The sequence below is a fragment of the Noviherbaspirillum autotrophicum genome, assembly GCF_000818395.1.
Classification (GTDB): domain Bacteria; phylum Pseudomonadota; class Gammaproteobacteria; order Burkholderiales; family Burkholderiaceae_D; genus Noviherbaspirillum; species Noviherbaspirillum autotrophicum.
The window spans coordinates 1-20,338 of record NZ_JWJG01000007.1; the positions used below are offsets into that span (position 1 = coordinate 1).

The 20,338-nt window shown below is 55.3% G+C and carries 21 protein-coding genes and 1 pseudogene; 15 read left to right on the forward strand and 7 right to left on the reverse strand.

The window, feature by feature from the left end; genetic code table 11:
* From TSA66_RS26635 to TSA66_RS00485, 4 genes are all read left to right on the forward strand, one after another.
* Nucleotides 1-411: hypothetical protein (locus TSA66_RS26635; protein WP_157691532.1), on the forward strand; the 411-nt coding region annotated here is incomplete at its 5' end.
* Between the two features lie 316 nt (nucleotides 412-727).
* A complete protein-coding gene (locus TSA66_RS00475; protein WP_052451962.1) occupies nucleotides 728-1,084 on the forward strand; it encodes a hypothetical protein in 357 nt (118 codons plus the stop codon).
* Nucleotides 1,085-1,106: 22 nt separating this feature from the next.
* Nucleotides 1,107-1,748, forward strand: coding sequence for a hypothetical protein (locus tag TSA66_RS00480; RefSeq protein WP_157691533.1), 642 nt, complete (start codon nucleotides 1,107-1,109; stop codon nucleotides 1,746-1,748).
* A gap of 407 nt (nucleotides 1,749-2,155) precedes the next feature.
* Complete coding sequence (locus TSA66_RS00485) at nucleotides 2,156-3,613, forward strand: Ppx/GppA phosphatase family protein (RefSeq protein ID WP_040038544.1); 1,458 nt, start codon at nucleotides 2,156-2,158, stop codon at nucleotides 3,611-3,613.
* Nucleotides 3,614-3,897: 284 nt separating this feature from the next.
* Here the strand turns inward: TSA66_RS00485 and TSA66_RS00490 are convergent, their stop codons facing one another.
* Nucleotides 3,898-4,920 carry a DUF5996 family protein gene (locus tag TSA66_RS00490; protein WP_232429362.1) on the reverse strand — a complete coding sequence of 341 codons (1,023 nt, stop codon included), beginning with the start codon at nucleotides 4,918-4,920 and terminating at the stop codon, nucleotides 3,898-3,900.
* Between the two features lie 170 nt (nucleotides 4,921-5,090).
* On the opposite strand from TSA66_RS00490, the gene TSA66_RS00495 reads away from it, so the two are divergent.
* The 7 genes from TSA66_RS00495 to TSA66_RS00525 all read left to right on the forward strand — a co-directional run bounded on the left by TSA66_RS00495 (nucleotide 5,091) and on the right by TSA66_RS00525 (nucleotide 10,333).
* A complete protein-coding gene (locus TSA66_RS00495) occupies nucleotides 5,091-5,570 on the forward strand; it encodes a HipA domain-containing protein (RefSeq protein WP_332309920.1) in 480 nt (159 codons plus the stop codon).
* A gap of 85 nt (nucleotides 5,571-5,655) precedes the next feature.
* Nucleotides 5,656-5,847 carry a hypothetical protein gene (locus TSA66_RS00500; protein WP_040038546.1) on the forward strand — a complete coding sequence of 64 codons (192 nt, stop codon included), beginning with the start codon at nucleotides 5,656-5,658 and terminating at the stop codon, nucleotides 5,845-5,847.
* A 183-nt stretch (nucleotides 5,848-6,030) separates the two neighbouring features.
* The gene (locus TSA66_RS27505) at nucleotides 6,031-6,432 is read left to right on the forward strand and encodes a hypothetical protein (RefSeq protein ID WP_040038547.1); all 402 of its coding nucleotides are present in this window, start codon (nucleotides 6,031-6,033) and stop codon (nucleotides 6,430-6,432) included.
* 323 nt (nucleotides 6,433-6,755) lie between these two features.
* The gene (locus tag TSA66_RS00510; protein ID WP_040038548.1) at nucleotides 6,756-7,610 is read left to right on the forward strand and encodes a UDP-2,3-diacylglucosamine diphosphatase; all 855 of its coding nucleotides are present in this window, start codon (nucleotides 6,756-6,758) and stop codon (nucleotides 7,608-7,610) included.
* A complete protein-coding gene (locus tag TSA66_RS00515; RefSeq protein ID WP_040038549.1) occupies nucleotides 7,592-8,629 on the forward strand; it encodes a glycosyltransferase family 4 protein in 1,038 nt (345 codons plus the stop codon). Before TSA66_RS00510 ends, TSA66_RS00515 begins: the two co-directional genes overlap by 19 nt.
* A gap of 83 nt (nucleotides 8,630-8,712) precedes the next feature.
* Nucleotides 8,713-9,867: an MGDG synthase family glycosyltransferase gene (locus TSA66_RS00520; RefSeq protein WP_040038589.1), complete on the forward strand. Its 1,155-nt coding sequence runs from the start codon at nucleotides 8,713-8,715 to the stop codon at nucleotides 9,865-9,867.
* Nucleotides 9,854-10,333, forward strand: coding sequence for a hypothetical protein (locus TSA66_RS00525; protein ID WP_040038550.1), 480 nt, complete (start codon nucleotides 9,854-9,856; stop codon nucleotides 10,331-10,333). Before TSA66_RS00520 ends, TSA66_RS00525 begins: the two co-directional genes overlap by 14 nt.
* A 149-nt stretch (nucleotides 10,334-10,482) precedes the next feature.
* Here the strand turns inward: TSA66_RS00525 and TSA66_RS00530 are convergent, their stop codons facing one another.
* Together TSA66_RS00530 and ppk1 are read right to left on the reverse strand one after the other, a co-directional pair.
* Entirely contained in the window at nucleotides 10,483-10,950 is a 468-nt protein-coding gene (locus TSA66_RS00530; RefSeq protein WP_040038551.1) for a SixA phosphatase family protein, read from the reverse strand.
* Nucleotides 10,951-10,975: 25 nt separating this feature from the next.
* Complete coding sequence (gene ppk1, locus TSA66_RS00535) at nucleotides 10,976-13,063, reverse strand: polyphosphate kinase 1 (protein WP_040038552.1); 2,088 nt, start codon at nucleotides 13,061-13,063, stop codon at nucleotides 10,976-10,978.
* Nucleotides 13,064-13,329: 266 nt separating this feature from the next.
* On the opposite strand from ppk1, the gene TSA66_RS00540 reads away from it, so the two are divergent.
* The 3 genes from TSA66_RS00540 to TSA66_RS28150 are packed head-to-tail and all read left to right on the forward strand — an operon-like array spanning nucleotide 13,330 to nucleotide 16,607.
* Entirely contained in the window at nucleotides 13,330-15,693 is a 2,364-nt protein-coding gene (locus tag TSA66_RS00540; protein WP_084199133.1) for a putative bifunctional diguanylate cyclase/phosphodiesterase, read from the forward strand.
* Nucleotides 15,686-16,330 carry a phosphate/phosphite/phosphonate ABC transporter substrate-binding protein gene (gene phnD / locus TSA66_RS00545; RefSeq protein WP_052451963.1) on the forward strand — a complete coding sequence of 215 codons (645 nt, stop codon included), beginning with the start codon at nucleotides 15,686-15,688 and terminating at the stop codon, nucleotides 16,328-16,330. The genes TSA66_RS00540 and phnD overlap by 8 nt, the downstream gene beginning before the upstream one ends.
* Nucleotides 16,323-16,607 carry a PhnD/SsuA/transferrin family substrate-binding protein gene (locus TSA66_RS28150; protein ID WP_157691534.1) on the forward strand — a complete coding sequence of 95 codons (285 nt, stop codon included), beginning with the start codon at nucleotides 16,323-16,325 and terminating at the stop codon, nucleotides 16,605-16,607. The genes phnD and TSA66_RS28150 overlap by 8 nt, the downstream gene beginning before the upstream one ends.
* Here the strand turns inward: TSA66_RS28150 and tnpA are convergent.
* Nucleotides 16,532-17,023, reverse strand: a pseudogene (tnpA, locus tag TSA66_RS28100) (IS200/IS605 family transposase). The gene TSA66_RS28150 and the pseudogene tnpA overlap by 76 nt on opposite strands.
* Nucleotides 17,024-17,046: 23 nt before the next feature.
* Between tnpA and TSA66_RS00555 the strand changes: the two are divergent.
* Nucleotides 17,047-17,844, forward strand: coding sequence for a hypothetical protein (locus TSA66_RS00555; protein WP_052451964.1), 798 nt, complete (start codon nucleotides 17,047-17,049; stop codon nucleotides 17,842-17,844).
* 28 nt (nucleotides 17,845-17,872) lie between these two features.
* Here TSA66_RS00555 and TSA66_RS00560 read toward each other — a convergent pair whose 3' ends face one another.
* The 3 genes from TSA66_RS00560 to TSA66_RS00565 form a co-directional block, all read right to left on the reverse strand.
* Nucleotides 17,873-18,433 (reverse strand): IS630 family transposase, encoded by a 561-nt coding sequence (locus TSA66_RS00560; protein ID WP_232429364.1) that lies wholly within the window; start codon nucleotides 18,431-18,433, stop codon nucleotides 17,873-17,875.
* On the reverse strand, nucleotides 18,379-18,882 hold the full coding sequence (locus TSA66_RS25935; RefSeq protein WP_084199137.1) for a helix-turn-helix domain-containing protein: 504 nt from the start codon (nucleotides 18,880-18,882) through the stop codon (nucleotides 18,379-18,381). Before TSA66_RS25935 ends, TSA66_RS00560 begins: the two co-directional genes overlap by 55 nt.
* Nucleotides 18,883-19,027: 145 nt before the next feature.
* Nucleotides 19,028-20,335 carry an ABC transporter ATP-binding protein gene (locus TSA66_RS00565; RefSeq protein ID WP_040038593.1) on the reverse strand — a complete coding sequence of 436 codons (1,308 nt, stop codon included), beginning with the start codon at nucleotides 20,333-20,335 and terminating at the stop codon, nucleotides 19,028-19,030.
* Nucleotides 20,336-20,338: the final 3 nt, after the last annotated feature.

The following is a 20,338-nucleotide window of genomic DNA, read 5'->3' on the forward strand; positions in this document are numbered from 1 at the left end:
TCCGGCGAATATCTTGTTGATTTCTTCTTCATGGCTCCATTTTCTCAAATATTGGAGCCTCCTCGATTTCCGGGGCGGTTCATAGCGAGCGGCGACCGTCAAATGCGTTCCATCTCGCGGCAAGGCGCGGGCTACGGCCTCATGCCCCACCCAACTGTTGGGCTATTCGGCGCGACAATACGCTTCCCAAGACTTGCGATGCAGGAACGTAACGGCCACTTAGGCCAAGCCGATGATCAGCAAGGCGGAGACCACCCTTCCAAGGCGGGATGTCATGTCGACCCTGGCAGCAAGACCAACGCATCGCAAGAGTTCCACATCGCGCATTCGCCGTTGGGTGACAAGCCTCATGAACAGAACACAGGAAATCCCTGCCCCACCGTGCGAAAGGAACAGGAATCGCTGAATTAGTTGCGCGGCCGTCATTCCGATCAACAGGAAAGCCGCTATGCAGGTGGACCCGGCCAAGGCCATCATCGACAACGTGTCCGGTTCTGGTCGGATGACACGCTAATGTGATCCGAGCAATGCACCTAATGCAATGGAAAGCAGCACTCTGAGCAAGAGCGCAACGTCCTCGTCGAGATTGAGCACGGGAAGCCTGGCCCAAGCCCTTTGATGCCTGCGCTTCGCAAAGATCGGAAGGCTTATCCGGTTGCGAGATTGAATTCTTTATGGCACCTCTCGGTATAGGGCGGTCATATGGAAGAAATATTTCCAAAATACAATGACCTTCATATTGTGCATCTACCGATGCTTCCTTGAGTTGAACGCAAACCTTACCAAGATGCGCGCCCATCTGCCGGTGGTCACTACAGACTATGTATTGAACGACGGTGACATTATCGTCACGAAGCCAGATTTAAAAGGAAAGCGTACTTACGTTAATCGTGACTTCTTGAAAATCAGCAGGTGTGCTGTGCTGGAATCGATAGGTGCGCCACACAGTCTCATGCGTCATTCCGACATGCCGCAAGACACCTTCGAAGATGTGTGGCGCTCGCCCAAAAGCGGCAAGTCTTGGAACGGAGGGAGAAAATTCGCGGTAAAAATGGTGACTGCTACTGCGGCGAGGCGACGGTGACCGTGCATGGGCAAGAATAATCATGGTGATGACCGAAGATCATTCATTGCGACAAGCACGTACCCGGGCGGACAGGTTATTTTTCTTCCTGCTTGCGGCATTAAGCCCACTGATTAGCAGCGTAGCTTATATTTACGGACACGGCCAAACGCTGCCACCGGCCTGTTCTGATACAGGCGCTTCCCCGATGCTCATCGCCGGTAATTGGACTGACGCCTTGCTCTTCACGAGCCCTGTTGCATTCGTGGCCGCGCTGCTCTGGCGATACCGTCCAGGACGGGCAATAGGAGGCATATATAGCGCTATGGCGAGCGCATGGTTTTCGACACTGTTGATCCACTTTAGCGGCGGACACGTCCTGGCATATTTTCTGTTCTTTATCATTACCTTGCTTTTGCTGCTTTACCGAAGCACGTGGCCCCTCGTCACAGCCTGCAGCCTGATGACTTCCTGCTATCTCGGTGGGTATGGACTGCAAGGGCTCGGCTTTCCCGTGGTTGCCTTTTCGTGCCTCAACAGCACGAGTTTGTGGATGAATGTCCTTGTCGTAATTGGATATTGTTTACTGCTCATTTACATGGTCGCGAAAACGCAAGCGCGGGATGCGCAGGCGGGAGATTGCCCCCCGCCGAGGCATAAAGTTCCATCGTGGCGCACTCACTGATTGCACCGCACAGAACAGCGCATGTCAGACCGAATGCCCAGGAGGGGCGGGGCTGCGTCCATACCCGCGGCGACGGAAGATCACGCGTGCTTGGCAGGGCTGAACAAATTCCGCCGGATACTGATGCGCTAGTAGGATAATGGCCATCGTTTTATCGGCGTCGTTCCTGTCGCGTGTTTTATGATTGTGCGCCGTCGCTATTGATGAATGAGTTCTTGTGGCAAACGTTGCATGCAGCGCGGCCCCTATCCAAAGGGAGGCATGGCCTCCGGCCAGGCAAGCGATCAATGTTCGCGATAGCCCCCCGGGGGTACATCAGATTTGATGGTAGAGTCGCCATATTCAGGGCTCGAGTTATTCAGGTATTTCCGCAGCGGTATCGCTGATCGCTAGAAAGAGGAATTGGGATGTTTGCTGCAGTAGATTTAGGTTCCAACAGTTTTCGCCTGCATGTTGGGCTGTACGATGGAGAGGCAATCCGCATAGTCAAGAGCGCACGGGATCCGATTCGCCTTGCTGCAGGTCTCGACAATGACGGAAACCTGACTGGTGAGGCGATGCAGAAGGCAGTGCAGTGCCTCGCAAATTTCAAGTCCATTCTTGACGGCTACAAGCTCGATGCGGTGCGAGTCGTCGCGACCAATACCTTGCGTATCGCGAAGAATGGCGTCGCATTCCTGCCCGCGGCGGAACGAGCAATTGGATATCCGATCGAGATCATCTCGGGCGAGGAGGAGGGACGGCTGATCTACATGGGCGTTGCAAGCACGCTTGATTCTTCGAGCGAGACGCGACTGGTCGTGGATATCGGTGGAGGTTCGACGGAATTAATTCTTGGTCGTGGCCATGATGTGCTTCAGGTCGAATCATTTAGCATCGGAACCGTCGGGCAGGCGCAAGCGTTCATCAGGGATGCGCAGATCGACGCTGCTGGGCTTAATGCGGCGGTTTTGTCGGCACGTTCAGTGTTTGAAGATGGGGCAGAGCCATTCCGCCACCAACAATGGGGCCACGTTTACGGTTCCTCCGGAACGATACGGACGATATCCGACGCCTTGTCAAAAAATGCGATCGGGGATCGCACGCTGTCGCTGGACAATCTCGAGGCACTGAAGGTCCGTCTACTACGAATTGGCCATGTCAGTCAGGTCGACCTGCTGGGCATCAAGCCGGAGCGTGTCACTCCAATGATAGGTGGGTTGACCATTCTGATCGGCATAATGCAGGAACTTGGTATTGAATCCCTTACGGCCGTGGATGCCGGCCTTCGCATGGGAGTGCTGTGGGACTTGCAGCTGCGCGCCACGAGACGGGACCGACGCGAACAGTCGGTGCTTGAGTTCATGCACCGTTTTCATGTCAATGAGGATCGCGCCTCGCGCGTTGCGACGCTCGCAACCACGTTGTACAGCCAGCTCAAGCCGCAGGACGATACGTTCGCGAAATATCTTTACTGGGGCGGCTTGCTACATGAAATCGGACTTGCGGTCTCACATACCGGGTACCACAAACACGCAGCATATATGCTCGAGAATGCCGACCTTCCTGGATTTACGGCACGCGAGCAGCGATTTCTCAGCACATTGGTTCTTGCGCACAAGGGCAACCTGCGCAAAGTATCGGAGGCCCTGCGTGATGCCGATTTCACCAAAGCGGTTCTGGCATTGCGGCTCGCGATCACTTTCATGCATGCACGGATCGACACTGAAGTGAGCGGCCTACGTCTAAAAATGAAGAGCCGCATCGAACTGGAGTTCAAGCGAGAATTAGCTGTCCAGCATCCGACGGTTTTGTATTGGATTGAAAAAGAGAAAGGTTGGTGGAACGAGGTGGGCATGGAGATGACGGTGAAGTCCGGCGGATAATCAGTCACTTCCATTCTGGCATGACACCAGGCCGACGCAGCCCTGCACGTGGAAAGAGTTCGGCACATTTATACCCGGCGACAGGAAGTGACGCTGATGACCAGAAGCGTGGCAAGCCGCGGCGTTCAGGGCTTGTCATTACCCACAAATCCTGATCGCAGGGGATACAAGGCAGTCCTGATAACTGCCCGCTTTCTATCGATCACTCTGGGCGTGCCGTGTCAACGCGGGTTCGGGGGCAGCCGGGGAACGTGAGCGACTACTCGGTGATGGCACGCTTTTCGTCAAGTATGGTAGATGGGCTCAGTCGTTTCTAACGCCTGACGGTCCCACTTACCCAGCGTAGCTGCCGCGGCATAGGCATCCTCCAAAAATTCCAGCAACATCTGATCCGGCGAGGATGCATGCCTAACCTCTTCGTAGGGCAAGATGAATTCGCGAAAATTGGGGTCATACCGTGCCGTTTCTGGCATGACCCGATGGGTATTGAAGCCGGCCGGCTCAGGGTAAGCGTAGGTGTAAAAGATCGGCAAAGGCAACGCATCGCTGCCTGGCCAGAAGCCACAACTGCAGACTTCATGCGAATAGGCTTCGCGCATCACCCAGTCCGGGCAGTTCGGCACGCTGCCGGAGAACGCGGGCGCCCGCCGCCCGGAAAAGCGCGTCAATGCCAGATCGAAGCTGCCCCAGAAGAAATGTACCGGACTGCATTTGCCAATGAAGCGGCCACGGAATTGCTTGAATACCCGATCCGCTTGGGCCAGAACCTGCCAGAACCGATTGGCTGCCTCCGAATCATAGGAGGCGTGTTTGGTGTCTTCCTGGAATGGAACCGGATTCAGAACTTCATTGGGAGCGCCATGAATTTTGATGTCCAGGCCAAGTGCTGACAATCGGGAAAACAATTGGTGGTAAAAATCCGCTACCGAACGGGGCACCAAGGGTATCACTTCGGTAGGGGCATCGCTGCATTGAATCGCAAGTTGATGGTCTACAAAGTCGAAATCGATCTGGAAGAGGCGATTCCCGTAGGGAATCGGTGAGGTGGTTAAGCCATGGGCCGTCACATACAGCGGGACATTCCATGAGTGATTGACCCAGGGGGATTGGACCTTACGGATTTTGCCGACGATCTGCGTCCACATATGCAAAGTTTCGCAGGTGTCTCGCCAGGCTTCGTATGGCAACTCGGGCCAACCTGCGGGGCCGGTCGGACTGGATAATGAACGTATGGGCATTACAATGGCCTCCGAGCAGGTAACGTTGGGGTACAAAGGTGCCTGGGCGAGTCCGATGCGGACGATCATTAAGACTGCTGAGCGTCGTCGCGGTTTCCACGTCTGAGCGTGAAATGAAGGCGATCCGTAGCAATTCGTGAGGTGAACGCACGTGTCATCATCACCTTCATGACCCTGCCAATGTCGATATTGCGTCGTACATGACCGCTCAACTGTCTAAGATGTGATCGCCGAAAACGATAGATTGCAATCAGCTGTTTCGCCGCATGGTGTTTAACATCCTGGTCGGCAACGTCGACGGTCACATGCGCCATCATGCGCGGCTGATGCGCTACCCCAGCCGGTTCGTGTTGTCGCCGGCATTCGATATCGCCCCCCACGTGGACGCCAGCGCGGCGGCGCAATCCATCGGCGTGGGCGCTTATGGCCCGGCAAACAATTGGGAGAACGCGTTGTCCCAATGCGGCCGGTTTTTTCTCACTCGCGACGAGGCTGGCATGAACATGCGCGACATCCACACGCTGGCCGCGTGCTTTACTGCTGCCGAAGAGGTCGGACGGATGGCGATCTCGATACCGGGGGGGCGCAATCGAGCCGAAGCGGGTGCTCAGCACTCCCAGACCGACGGAGCCCAACCGGGGACCTCCCGCCCAACAACATCCAGCATCCGCCTGCCAGAAGCTGCGCATGCTCAACAGAGTGCCTATTGCTGCGCCTGAACGGCGTGCGGCGGCACGCCGCAATAGATCTGCAAGCATGAGTGATCGGTTCATTCCCGCCACACAAACGGACGATGGCGACTGATTGATCGTCAGCGGCCTTGATCGCTTTCGTGAACAACTTGACGAATACGGCAACGCTGAGGTGTATTCGGCCAACGGCAACGGACGATTGTTCGTGCACGAGGTGGGTGACGAAGTTGTTTCGCTAAGTGCTACGTCACAAGCGACCCTGGAAATGGCTGCGGCAGAGATTATCCATCGCGTCAAATATTGACCCCAGGAGCTCACGCCGGTCGTGATGGAGCGTTGGCGCAGCAGATGCAGTCCGATCCTATTGGTTGGTATGGTTTTATGGGGGCTGCAGATGTTGTTTGTTATGCCATGCTCAATTCCCCGATTTGAAAAAATGAGATAAACGATATATATTATTTATACAATTTAAAACTAGAGGAAAATTATGGCAAAGACATCTGCATCCACACCTGTTGCTGCAACCGAAAAGAAGCCAGTGCGCAAAAAAACCGAAGCTGCGGCCGACCTGGCAACGCCGGCCAAGGCCGTGAAGGCTGCTACACCCGTTAAGCCCGCTGCAAAGGCGGTAGCCACGGACAAGGCGGCGCAAAAAGAGAAGGTCAAGAAAATCAAGCTGGTCCGGGATAGCTTCACCATGCCGGAAGATGAATATGCCATTCTTAGCGACGTAAAAAAGGCGTGCCTGAAGGCAGGCATTGAAGTCAAAAAAAGCGAACTCCTCCGTGTTGGCGTCGCATTGATTCGTCAACTGCAAATCGAAAAGCTTAGGGAAGTGCTGACCGGTCTGCCAGCGTTAAAAGCAGGACGGCCGAAGAAAAGCAAGTAACACTCGGCGGTGCTGCCGGGGCGCCCGTTCCGGTTTTCTCCTGGCTGCATGTCATCCAGATGACATGCAGCTGTCATTCGCATGCAGTAATCCACAGTTACGCTTCCATTGTCGAATCAATGAGGACATTGGATGCGATCCCATCCCACCGCAGTTGACAGCGTGCAGTTGGTCTCGAGACTTGTTCGAGGCTGTGCGCTCGCCCATGGAAGTCAGCACGAAGAACATCGATCCGGCTTGCCGCAGTCGCTTTGGCTTGCAGGCGGGTGCCTTGCATCGGATGAGCGCAAGGCGTGCCATGCATTCGGTAAAGCGAGGTCGCGATGAAACCGGCAGACGATTTCCTCGATCCGCACTTCTTGAAATCGCGCGGGAAGCGGGCGGTAACGCGATTCAGAGCCATCTGGATATCCGACGTGCACCTTGGGACGACAGGATGCCAGGCAGCGCGCTTGCTGGAGTTCCTGCAACATACCGAATCCGACACGCTCTACTTGGTCGGAGATATTGTCGACGGCTGGCAATTGAAACGTCGTTGGTACTGGGACCAGATACACAATAACGTGGTGCAAAGCGTGCTGAAGAAAGCAAAAAAAGGCACCGAAGTCATCTTCATCCCCGGGAATCATGATGAAGCGATCCGCCAATTTATCGATCTTGATTTTGGCGGAATCCGGATTCGCGACGAACTGGTGCATGTGACAGCGCAGGGGAAACGGATGCTGGTTCTACACGGTGACCGCTTTGACGGCGTCATCGCGTGCGCAAAATGGCTTGCGTACGTGGGCGATACCCTCTACACCCTGATCCTGAAGATCAATCAGGTATTTAACAAATGGCGAGCACGTGCTGGCTTGCCGTACTGGTCGCTCTCCCAGTACCTGAAGCTGAAAGTCAAGAACGCCGTCAGTTACATCAGCTCGTTCGAGCATGCGCTTGCAAGCGAAGCGCGGAAGAGAAATGTCGATGGCGTTATTTGCGGCCATATACACAAACCGGAAATCCGGGATATCGAGGGCATTACTTATTGCAATGACGGTGACTGGGTCGAGAGCCTAACGGCGCTCGTCGAGGATCTTTCCGGCGAACTTCGCCTGGTGACTTGGCACGAAATCGTCATGCCGCCGATTCACGCTAAACAAGAGGAATTAGGTGAAGTATGCGTATTGCCATCGTAACGGATGCCTGGTCACCGCAAATCAATGGGGTCGTTAGCACGCTGGTCGCTACGCGTCAGTGCCTGCGTAACGCCGGACACGAGGTCGAAGTGGTCAGCGCAGCGGGTATGAAGACGTTCGCTTGCCCAACCTATCCTGATATCCGCCTCGCATGTAATCCCTACCGCAAGGTGGCGTCAATCCTGGAGAATCTTGAACCGGATTGTATCCATATCGCGACTGAGGGGCCAATCGGGCTGGCTGCGCGCCGCCATTGCCTGAAGCACGGGCTGGCCTTCACCTCCTCTTACCATACGCGCTTTCCGGAATACGTGCGGGCCCGTTCGCTCATTCCCATGACGCTCACCTATCGCTGGCTCAAGTGGTTTCACGGGCCATCTAAAGCAGTGATGGTGCCCACTCCCGGTATCCTGCGCTCCCTTGAAAAACGGGGCTTTCGCCATCTCGTCCTGTGGGGGCGTGGCGTCGACACCGGCTTGTTCCGTCCAGCCCAGGTGGACCAAACCGGCATTGCGCGTCCGCTTTACCTGTATGTCGGCAGGATCGCGGTGGAAAAGAATGTCGAGGACTTCCTGCGGCTCGACCTGCCTGGTTCCAAATGGGTGATTGGTGACGGGCCCATGCGTGAAGAGCTGCAGCGCCGCTATCCCGGAGTTCGCTTCCTTGGCGCGCGTAACAACGACGAGCTTGTGCCGTATTACAACTGCGCCGACGTCTTCGTGTTCCCTAGCCGTACAGACACGTTCGGCCTTGTCATGGCTGAAGCGATGGCATGCGGCACACCGGTGGCTGCGTATCCAGTAGACGGGCCTCTCGACGTCGTCTCGCATGGGCGGTCCGGCGTGCTGGACCACGACCTGGAACGCGCCTGCCTTGCGGCACGCCAACTGTGCCGCAAGGCTGTGCGACTACATGCGCTGCAGTATTCGTGGAGCGCCGCCACACAGCAATTCCTGGCCAATCTGCATCTCGCCCGTACTGCCCAGGGGGGTGAGGCGGCACAGTCGTCGTTGGCTTGAGATGGAAGACCATGCAAACGATATATCGTAAGCAGTGCTTGTCAGATGCCGCACCGAACGTGGGAGTGCTTGCCCCTGCTTCGCTGCGCAGGAGGCGGATCTTGCTGTTGAGCGTTTCCGCCGGCGCAGGCCATGTGCGTGCAGCCGAATCAATCCGTGCGCATGCCGCGATGTATGGGGCTGATATAACGGCGATGCACCTCGATGTGATGAGCGTCGTGCCATCGCTCTTTCGCCGCTTGTACACGGATTTCTATATTTTTCTTGTTCAGCGGTATCCGGCTATCTGGGGATATCTGTACCGGATAAGCGATAAAGTGCCGTCGGACAGCCCGTGGCAAACCGTGCGACGGGCAATCGAGCGGATGGCGTCGCGCCGCCTGATGGAAAAAATCGCATTATTTCGGCCGGATGCGATCATTTGCACGCATTTTATGCCCGCAGAGTGGCTGGCGAACCCCGGAGGGAAGCGACATTTCGGCTCTCCGGTATGGGTACAGGTAACTGATTTCGACTTGCATGCAATGTGGGTGCAACCGAATATGGCGGGCTATTTTGCGGGCAACGAGGAAGTGGCCTTTCATATGCGCGCACAAGGTATCGCGCCAGACGCCATTCATGTCACTGGTATTCCAGTCATGCCGGCGTTCGGGCAGCATCATAGCCGAACCGAATGTGCTGCAGAATTTGGACTTGTTCCACAGAAAACGACGCTCTTGCTGATGGGAGGAGGCGCTGGGCTTGGGCGTTTGGATGAGACCGCGGCCGACCTGCTAGCGCTCGATCCGGATCTTCAACTCATTGTCATGGCCGGAAAAAACGCGGTCGCCTTGTCCGCTCTGCAGCGCCTGGCGGTGCTGCATCCCGGTCGCATACTGGCACAGGGATTTACCGATCGTGTCGAGCGCTTGATGGCTTGCGCCGACCTGGCGATTACCAAGCCGGGCGGGTTGACTACATCGGAATGCTTGGCCATGGGGCTGCCAATGATTCTGACGGCCCCGATCCCGGGGCAGGAAGAGTGTAATGCCGATTTTTTGCTGGAGCAGGGCGTCGCCTTCAAGGCGAACGACGCTGCATCGCTCGCCTACCGCGTCCGTTATCTGCTGCAGCATCCCGAAAGACTCGCGGAGATGCGCGACAAGGCCAAGGCAATCGCCCGCAGTGCGGCGGCCGATCATGTACTGGATGTCGTTCTCGGAAAATCAATGCCACGCGATTCACATGCAACGCACTAATCGTCGCCTGCACCTGGTGCTCACGCTGGCATGGGTCATTCTTCTCGCCTATTTTTTTGCAAATATCGAAATTCAGATCGAAGGTGCCGCCGGCTGGGCTGCCAACCTGCCGACCTGGCGTATCGAGCAGCACTGGTTGCTTGATATCTTCTGGGGCGGCCGTCCTATGACCGGCTATCACGCCTGGGTATTCCCCTTCGTCGCGCTGTTCTTTCATTTCCCACTGTTTTTTATGGGACGCTGGTCGTTAAAGGCAGAACTCCGTGTCCTTGCCTGCATCATGCTGTTTTGGATTGTCGAAGACTTCCTTTGGTTCGTGCTCAATCCTGCGTATGGATTGTCACGCTTTCATCCGGAGTCGATTGCGTGGCACAAGCATTGGTTTTGGCGGGCACCGATCGATTATTGGATTTACAGCGGTATCATGCTCGTAATGCTGTGCCTCTCCTGCAGGAAATTGAAATAGGAAGGCGTTCGCCATTGTTCGCCATAACGAACGCTGCAGGGAAATGGGCCTGCCGCATCACGGCGTCAACCAATGGCCAATGGCTTCTGTGTTCGGTGTTGCAAAGAGCTTCATGACGTCCCGGGGCTATTTCTTCTGCATCGTGGGCATCACTTTCCGACCAAGTCGGGACCCATGACCGCCCTGATGAAATTGGCATCCGTCTCATCTTTTACCCGCTGCGCGATCCAGCAGATGGCCCCCTTACGCAAGGTCCACTCATCGCGCTGACCTGTAATCAGCAACGCGGCGATTTGGCCAAGAAACGGCTGATGTCCGACTATTAATACCGGCTCTCGGCTGGTCGGCCAGTGAGCGGCTTCTAATACCTCTTCGGCCGTGGAATCCGGCCCGAGGTGAGGCATGATCTTGAATTTGCGTCCCAGCGCTGATGCGGTTTGTACAGTCCGCGTGGTTGGGCTGGTCAGGACGCGGCAGGTATTGGGTAAAACGCGATCCAGCCATTCGGCCATCTTTGCTGCCTGCTTCTGTCCTTTTGGCGTGAGAGCCCGCGCGGCATCGGGTTGGTCGATGTCGCCTGCTTCAGCCTCAGCATGACGCCATAAAATGAGTTCCATCGCATCTCCTTTCTCGCCATACGCTTTAGGCGCCGAGTGTCTGCGCGAGGTATTGCTGCGCGCAGAAAGCACGTTGCTTGCCGATGGGCTTGCGCTTGCGGTAGCTTCCGTCGGATACCAATTCCCAGGAGTTGGTGTTGTCCTTCAAGTAGGGATTCAAGCCTTGGGCGATTACTTGCCGTTTCAGTTTCGGATCCAATACCGGAAATGCCACTTCAACGCGTCGGAAGAGGTTGCGGTTCATCCAATCGGCACTGGCAAGATAGACGTCATTCTTTCGATCGTTACGGAAAAAATAGATGCGGCTATGTTCCAGAAACCGGCCGACAATCGAACGTACGCGTATGTTTTCCGATAGATGCGGCACTCCGGGGCGGAGTGCACATGCGCCGCGTACGATCAAGTCGATTTTGACGCCGTCGGCAGAGGCTGCATAAAGCGCTCGGATCACTGACTCGTCCAGCAGCGCATTCATCTTGGCAATAATGCGGGCAGGGCGACCTTCGCGCGCAATTGCCGCTTCATTTCGAATGGCGCGGATGATTTCCTTTTGCAAGTCAAATGGCGCCAGCCAAAGGTAGTTCAGTTTTTTCGGCTTGGTAAGGCTGGTCAAGTGGATGAAGACTTCATTGACTTCCGCCGTCAGCGCCGGATGTGCAGTCAGCAAGCCAAAATCCGTATAAAACTTGGTCGTCGTCGGATGGTAGTTGCCGGTGCCAAGGTGCGCATAGTGACGCAATTCGCTGGCTTCGCGGCGCAAAACTAGTGCGAGTTTGGCATGCGTTTTCAGCCCTACCACCCCATAAACCACCTGGGCACCGACGCGCTCGAGCCGCTCGGCCCAGTTGATATTTGCCTCTTCATCGAAGCGCGCCATCAACTCCACAATTACGGTCACTTCCTTGCCACGCTGCGCCGCGATGATGAGTGACTCCATCAGCGAGGAATTCATGCCGGTACGATAGATGGTCTGCTTGATTGCGACGACATTCGGGTCGAGCGCGGCGCAACGGATAAATTCGACAATCGGCTGAAACGACTGGAACGGATGATGCAGCAACACGTCGCGCTTGCGCAGCAATGCAAACATGTCACCGTCAACCAGCGTCTGCGGCAGCCCGGGCTGGAAAGCGGGGAAATGCAGTATCGGCTGCTGGACGCTATTGATCAATTCCAACAGGCGGACCATATTAACAGGACCGTCTACGGCGTATAACCGGCTCTTGTCGATGGAGAATTGTTCGAGCAGGAAGGAAGCCAAATGCGGAGGACAATTCCGTGCGACCTCGAGGCGGACAGCAAAACCGAATTGACGACTTTGCAGCTCACTCTGCAATGCCTGTCGCAAGTTCTTGACCTCTTCCTCGTCGACCCACAGGTCGCTGTTGCGCGTCACACGGAACTGGGAATAGGCAACGACTTCGCGCCCGGTAAATAGATCTGCAATATGTGCATGAATGACGGACGACAGGAGGCAAAATACAACACCGTTCGTTGATAGATGGTCAGGCAGGCGAATTACCCGCGGCAATACTCGTGGAGCCTTTAAGATGGCAATGCCTGTGCCACGGCCGAAAGCATCTTTTCCAGATAACTCGACAATAAAGTTAAGACTCTTGTTAACGACTTGCGGAAAGGGGTGTGCCGGATCGAGGGCAATTGGTGTTAGCAGGGGGCGTACTTCGCGATCAAAGTACTCTTTTACCCAGGCGCGTTGCGCATCATTTCTCTCGTGATGCCGTAATAAATGCACTCCCTTTTCAGACAACTGCGGCAGGATATCCCGATTGAGCAACTCGTATTGGCGTTCGACGAGTTGGTGGCATTCGATGCTCGTTCTCTCCAGTGCGGCAGTCAACGCCGGGGGCTCGGACTTTCTACCCTCCATGCGATCATGGGCCAACAGACTGGCGATACGAACCTCAAAGAACTCGTCCAGATTGCTACTGACAATACACAGATAGCGCAGGCGTTCGAGCAGAGGAAGAGTCGCATCCTCTGCTTGCGCTAAAACCCTGCGGTTAAACGCCAGTTGCGAAAGCTCCCGGTTTAAATATATGTTGGTAGACGGTAGAGTCAGCACTGGTGCTACTGCTTTTATTTTTGCGCTCATAGAAGGAATGATCCCTAGGGCCCTACAGTTTAGGATGCATATATGACAATTCAATGACAAGCCAAACACGTGTTCGTGTTTTTGTCATATTCCTCCTGCTTAAGCCTGGATAGGCTCCATCACATTGCCGCGCCGAAGCAGCGGCAATCTGTCCGCTTTACACGTGATTGATGACTATTTGCGCTGCTACGGAGATGGCAATAATGTAGTCCTCCGGAAATATTTCAAAAGTAAAATCGACTGCATTTCTGCTTCTCCCTAGGGCGATGATTTTGTATCAGCCGTTCAAGTTCAGTACCTTAAAATCAATTGCGCAAGAGGGGCGCTGGCTTGTCGTCGGCACTATCCTCCTCGCCGTACTTTGTCTTGCAATCATATGGCTGATCACCATTTCTTTAGTGCTGGGCGAAAGGCGGCAAGCGGTAGAGCAATCGATTCTGGCGAGCCAAAATATCTCTTCTATTGTCGCCGCCGACATCGACGAGGTCTTTGGACGTGCGCTTCTGTACGCACAGTTAAGCAGCAGTGCACTGAAACCGAATGGCGACACGCCATCGATTCCTGCACCCCTTACCTTTGGGGACTCCGCGTATTTGCGGCTTGCGGTTTTCGGTTCGAACGCCGAGCTGAAGTACGTATCATCACGTGGCGAGATAGAGCCTGAAATGCGGGAGCTAGTCCGTGTCGTCCTGCAGGACAGCAGCGCGCTCCACAGGCAACGTCGTCCTTTCATCGGGCGGCCAGCGGCAAATTGGACCATTCCCGTCGCGGTACCAATTGTCTCCGGCGACGAGCCAATCGGTGTATTCGCCGCAAATATCGATCTTGGCTATCTTCTACGCTTATATAAAGAGTCGACCAGTAGTAAAGATACCGCATTGGAAGTGCTGGATTTTCATGGGCAGCAGCTGTTTGAAATACGCGGTGGAATGGTGTCAGATAGCGACCATGATGCCCTGTCGAGTTACAGCGGCGTCATTGGCCGCGGCAAGAAATTGGGACGCATCGAAGTAGCATCGCAGGCAAATAATATTACCCGCATTGGGAGCTACCACATATTGGATCGGTTTCCGATCGCAGTTGCCATTACACGAGACAGTGTTGCCGTGGAGGGGGAGTTGACGGAGCGTCACCGAAGCTACCTTTGGCGAGGCATACTTATGTCGGTCGTAACCATTCTGCTTTCAGCGGGCCTGACAGTTTTGGCTCAACGCCAGCGCAGGCTGTATCAGGAACTCACAGAGTCGGAAGTGCAAAAGCAGGCGCTCATCGAACAGCTTGAGCAGGAAAAGGCACGAGCCTTCCAGCTTGCGTCGCATGATTTTTTGACAGGCCTTCCGAATCGCATGATGTTTTATGAGCTTGCGACAGTTGAGCTGGCGCGCGCGCGGAGAAGCCGAAATTTATATGCGGTCTACTTCCTGGATTTGGATAAATTCAAGGCAATTAACGATACGCTTGGGCATGCCGTCGGTGATCTTCTTCTCAAGGCAGTGGCAGAACGCCTGCGTGGCGCATTGCGCGAGTACGATTTGGTGGCCCGATTTGGTGGAGATGAATTCATCATCCTCGTTTCTGAATTGAACTCGGAGGAGCGGGCGAGCAAGATTGCGGAAAAGCTGGTTGATTGCCTGTCGGCGCCATATCTTGAGATGAATGGACATAGTGTTGATACGACACCCAGTATCGGCATTGCCCTCTGCCCAAGGGATGGACAGGACATCGATACCCTGATTTTGAATGCCGATGCGGCAATGTACAGTGCGAAGCGGAGTGGTCGAGGAAAATATCGCTTCTATGACGATTCACTTAATACGTCCTCCGCACGTTCCCTGGAACTACTCACGCGTTTCCGACGTGCGATCAGGGACAACGAGTTCTGTCTTCATTATCAAATGCGCATTTCCCTTAAGGATCTTCGCCCCGTCGGCATGGAGGCATTACTGCGCTGGCAGCATCCCAAACATGGCCTGATTTTTCCTGGCGATTTTATCGGCATTGCAGAAGAGCATAATTACATTACGCCGTTGGGGCATTGGATCGTCACGGCAGTGTGCACACAGCTTGCGCAGTGGCGTGACGCCGGAAATCCTCTCTTACCAGTTGCCATCAATATATCCGCCAGGCAGTTGTCTGATGACAGCCTGGTGGACGTCATCTTGAGCAATATCCGGGAAAAAAATATCCCGGTAGAGCTAATTGAGATAGAAGTGACCGAAAGCTGTTTTCTGGAGTGCCCGGAGACGGCGCAACGCGTATTGGAAAAGCTTCAGCAAGCAGGCATTCAAATTTCTCTGGACGATTATGGCACGGGTTTTTCCGGCCTCAGCCATTTGAAGCAGTTGCCGATCAGTGCGGTGAAAATTGATCGGTCCTTTATTCGCGACATCCGTAACGATACGAGCGATGCGATGATCGTCTCCTCAACGATCGCCCTGTCCCACAATCTCGGCTTGAAAGTCGTCGCTGAAGGTGTTGAGACAAAAGAGCAAGTCGTGCATTTAAAAACGGCCGGTTGTGACGAAGTACAGGGATTCTATTTTCATCGGCCCGCTCCGGCGTCAGATGTTGCTGTGAGCTTGCAAAATTTCGGCCGTCTTCCTGTAGAGAGTATGCGTGCTTATGCATAAGCCGTTGGTAAGGTTCCTTTTCTCTTTTTTCATGCCGCTAGTGCTGATGGGCGTGGTGGGTTCTAGCGCCTCTGGCTGTGAAAGGCCAAAGCGTCTCGTTTATTCCATGGTGCCTGAAGGTAGCGTCGAACAGGACCTTACGCGATTCCGGCCGCTGTTGACGGAATTAAGTGAATCTCTTGGTGTGCCGGTGGATGTTGTGACGCCAGCTTCATACGGCGCAGTGATTGAAGCGCTCACCAGTGGCGCGGTCCATGTCGCACGGCTTGGCCCGGCAGCGTATATTGCCGTAAAGGGAAGAAACTCAAAAATCACACCTTTCGCCACTTTCTCTCAACAGGCAAGTACATTTCAGGAAGAGGGCGCATTCTATTATTCGATGCTGGTTGTACTGGCCAAGAAGCCTTTCCGGACGTATGACGACTTGAGGGGAAAGCGCCTGGCACTAGTGGACCCTGAAAGCACTTCCGGGAATAAAATACCACGACTGTATTTCGGCCGCGTTCTACAAGGGCCATTGCACACCCATTTTGCAAGCATTTCATATGCTGGAAGTCATCAACTTGCGGCGGAAGCGCTACTAGACGGTCGGGTAGACGCTGCCTTCATATCCAGCTTGCACCTTTTACTTGGTTAATAACGGAACAGCAAGAAAAGGCGATTTTCGCGTGCTGTGGCGTTCGGCCCCCGTACCGATGGATCCATTTGTCTACCGCGGTGAATTATGTCAGGACGTGAAGGAAAAAATTCGTGCCACCTTCTTTCGCCAAAGTGAGCCAAGTAAAACCGTTCTCGGCGACATGCATGGCATTCGCTTTCTACCCATTGACGATAGCGATTACGACGTTATCAGGAACTTGAACATAAAGGTTTCACGCATTCCCCTGCCTGGGCGCCAGCCGGGAGGGGGGTAGCGGGACCGCGGGCGTTCCACCTGACTCTGGCTGGCGACGTACTGTTTCACCCCCTCCAGAGAAGCGCCGCCGACGCTGCCCACATAATAGGCCCGGTGCCAGAAATACGGCTTCCCGTAGCACTGCGCGAGATGCTGCGGAAACCGGTTGCGCGCGCCTGGCGGTAGCCGTCTTCAGGTTGTTCATCAACGTCGAGATATTGAGCGCCGGGTGAATGCTCACCAGCAAATGGACATGATCCTCTCCGGCGCCAAATTCGAGCAGCGCCATTCCAGGAGAATCTCCTCGAACGTACCGCGCAGGGAGTCCTGCGTCTCGGGATGCAGGATCTTGCGCCGGTATTTCGTGACGAACACGATAGGTAGCTGAAGCGCAAATACGGCATGCGACGCCGATGTGATGGCTTGAGGTTCCATGCGGCCCAAGATCGCATCGCTGCATGCAAACCGGAAAACGCCTGCGCTGCTATCCCGCCCCCGCGCTGCAAGACACTCTCTGGCAGTGGATCGGCGCGCAGGAATTCATCGACACCGCCCACAGTGGCGAGGACCGGTACTTCCGCACGTTCGCGCGCAAGTGCCTGGCGCTGGCGGGACAGCATCCTCCGGTTGATCAGGTCTACTGCCACTTCCACGCGAACGCAATTGACTGGATCCGTAGCATGCCCAGCCAGATCCTGCGCAATGGCGCAGCAACGTGGTACCAGGCCTATCAGCGCTTCTTCAAAAAGCTGGCGGGCCGCCCAGGGTTCAAGCAACGCCATGGCAGGCGGGCGGTGTCGATCACCCGTGAACTGTTCCGCCTGCCAGCGGTGGGCAAGGGCGAGGTGCCCGCCGGCGACTATGCGCTCGAGATCGGCACGCAGAAACACCCGGTCGGCACCATCCCGTTTCACGTGCACGTGCCATTCCAGCCGCCGAACAGCGTTCATCTTTCCATTGAGCACGGCCGCTGGCATCTGTCTTTCTCGTACGACGATGGCGCCATCGAGCCAAAGGACGACCACACGGCAGCCTGGTTGCGCCAGCACAGCTGGCGTCACCACGAAGCAGCAACAGAAGAAAGAGGTAGGGGCGGGATGCTCCGAACCGGCGGACCTCGGTTCGCCCACGCTCGTGGAGACGCGCGTCAGACGCACGCGAAAGCAGTCTGGTTCGCGTGTGCTGCAGTCTGTGAAACGAGAAACCGCCTACGACAACGCGAAGCGTTCAGAGGCGGGTATATTCATGGCGTGTAGATAGTCTTCTTCTAGAGCGGTTTTCAAATTAGTGTAGGGAATAGCCGCAATGGGCAAACCAGCCTCTGGCGTCGCTATTACTGATTTTGTTAATGACTTTCGTCAGTGCCATATCTAGCGCTTCACGGGTTCGGGCTTTCATGCCGCGCAGGCGCGTTTTGATTTTGGACCAGCAGGGTTCAATCGGAGACCAATCGGGAGAATATGGCGGCAGGTAGACTAATTCCGCGCCAGTAGCCGTAATCATGGCTTCAATGTCCTGGATTTTATGCGCGCTCAGGTTGTCCATCACCACTACATCGCCAGGTCGCAGGGTTGGAGCCAGAACCTGCCCCACGTAGGCACGGAATACGGCGGCATCGGTAGCGCCTTCGACCGTCATGACGGCATGCATGCCATACCAGGACAACATGCCAAGAATGGTGACATTGCGTCCGAAGTTCTTGGGAACCGCATCATGCACGCGCCTGCCGCGCTCGGCCCTTCCATAGCGCCGGCTCATAGCAATGTTCAATCCAGACTCGTCGACAAATTTCAGCCTTTTGACCGAGTATTTTGCGATTTTCCTGCGGTATCGGCGGCGTGCCACACGTACGCGCAAGCTGTCCCGTTCTGTGGCATGGACAGTCTTTTTTTTCGACGCATGCCCATCTGATGCAGCACTCGGCACATAGTCGGCTCGCTCACGGTCATGCCTGTGCAGCCGTGCAGACGCTCGACCAATTCCTTCAAGGTCATGTCGGACTGTTCGTGCAGCCAGTGCCGTAATCGTTCACGGCACGCATCGTCAAGTAGAGCGTGCCTGCCGCGCCGGCGCTGCGGCCGAACCAACTCACCCCCGCTGCGACGGTAATATTGCAGAAGAGATTCAACGAAGGACAGGCTGACATTGAAAAACTCTGCCACCTCGCGTTGCGATTGCGTTCCTCTTTCACACGCCTGCACAATTCTGCGGCGTAAATCCACTGAATACCGAGCGGCCATGATTGCACCATGACTGTTGCAAAGTTGGCCGTACGACTCTACATAAAGCCTCATGTTCCCTTTGCATTTATGAAATGCGCTCTAGCTCGCCAAGGCCATTGCAGAACTCGTCAGTCGCTATATGACGTGGCTGTGGCGCCAGCCAGGCCGGCTCAGTGTGGTTTCATCTGCCATCGACAGTGTGCGCCGCGGTCGACGCCTATTCCTCCGCTTGGTCAGGAAGCTTCAGCCGACCGGTATGAAAGTCGTATTCGTAGGCTTCGCCGTAGCGCCCCCATTCAATGGCAATTTCGAGTACACGCTTGGCTTCATCGGCTTTTAAAAATTCTTCCAACAACTCCAGAAATTGCTTCTCCGGCAATGCGCCGCTCGGTTCTGCTTCCAGTTGCTGCCGGATATGTGAAGCCAGCGGGACGTGCGTCAGCAATTGCTGGCCAAAGATTTCCTGCCTGAGTGTGTGCTCAGCCTCCGCATAGCGCACACCAAGCGGCGTGAGTGTAATGTCTCCCTTTTCGACTTGCGCCAATCCAAGCATACCAAGTGCTTCATAAGTGGGAAACAACTCTTCATCCTGCAGCTCCGATTCCTCCGCGAGGTGTGGAAGGTCGGCCCGGCCGTTAAAAGGCGTATTGGCCAGCAGGTCGAGCACGCCTTCAATACGAGTGACATCGGTATCGGGCAAGCGATAGCCGGGATGCGTAATGGGTGGCGAGGTGCCAGTAACAGGCTCTTGCACCGGGCGCATCGTCATCAGTCCGTACACTTCATCGATGAGGCTGCGAACTTCCGGTGAATCAACATTGCGTGGCCGTTCAAGCCCAATGGTGATTTCATTGCGTATGCGCCCCGGGTCGCTTGCCAGGATGATGATCCGGTCCGCCATCATCACCGCTTCCTCGATATTGTGAGATACAACCAGGAGGCCCTTGGTCGGAATCCGGTTGCTGTCCCATAGGTCGAGAATATCGCTGCGTAGCGTTTCGCCAGTCAGCACATCCAGAGCCGAGAAGGCTTCGTCCATCAGCAGGACGTCCGGGTCGGTGACCAGCGCTCGGGCGATACCGACGCGCTGCCGCATCCCGCCTGACAGCTCCCTGGGCAGCGCGCCGCCAAAACCGGCCAGACCGATTAGTTCGAGCATGGCGTCCGCGCGCTTGGCGCGCTCTTCCGGCGCAATGCCCTGTGCTTCAAGACCCAGCGCGACATTTTGCTGCACCGTCAGCCATGGGAATAGCGCAAATGACTGGAATACCATCGTAATGCCGGATGCCGGGCCCTGAATCCGTTGTCCACGATAGGTGACTTTTCCAGCATCGGCGGGAATCAATCCCGCAATAATACGCAGCAAGGTCGACTTGCCCGATCCTGACTTTCCGAGCAAAGCGACAATTTCGCCTTCGGCCAGGGAGAAGTTTACGTCGTCCAGTACTTTGCGCGGCGCGCCGTCCGCGCTGCGGAAGGACTTGGCAACGCCATTCAATTCAACCAATGCACTCTTGTTGTTCATCTT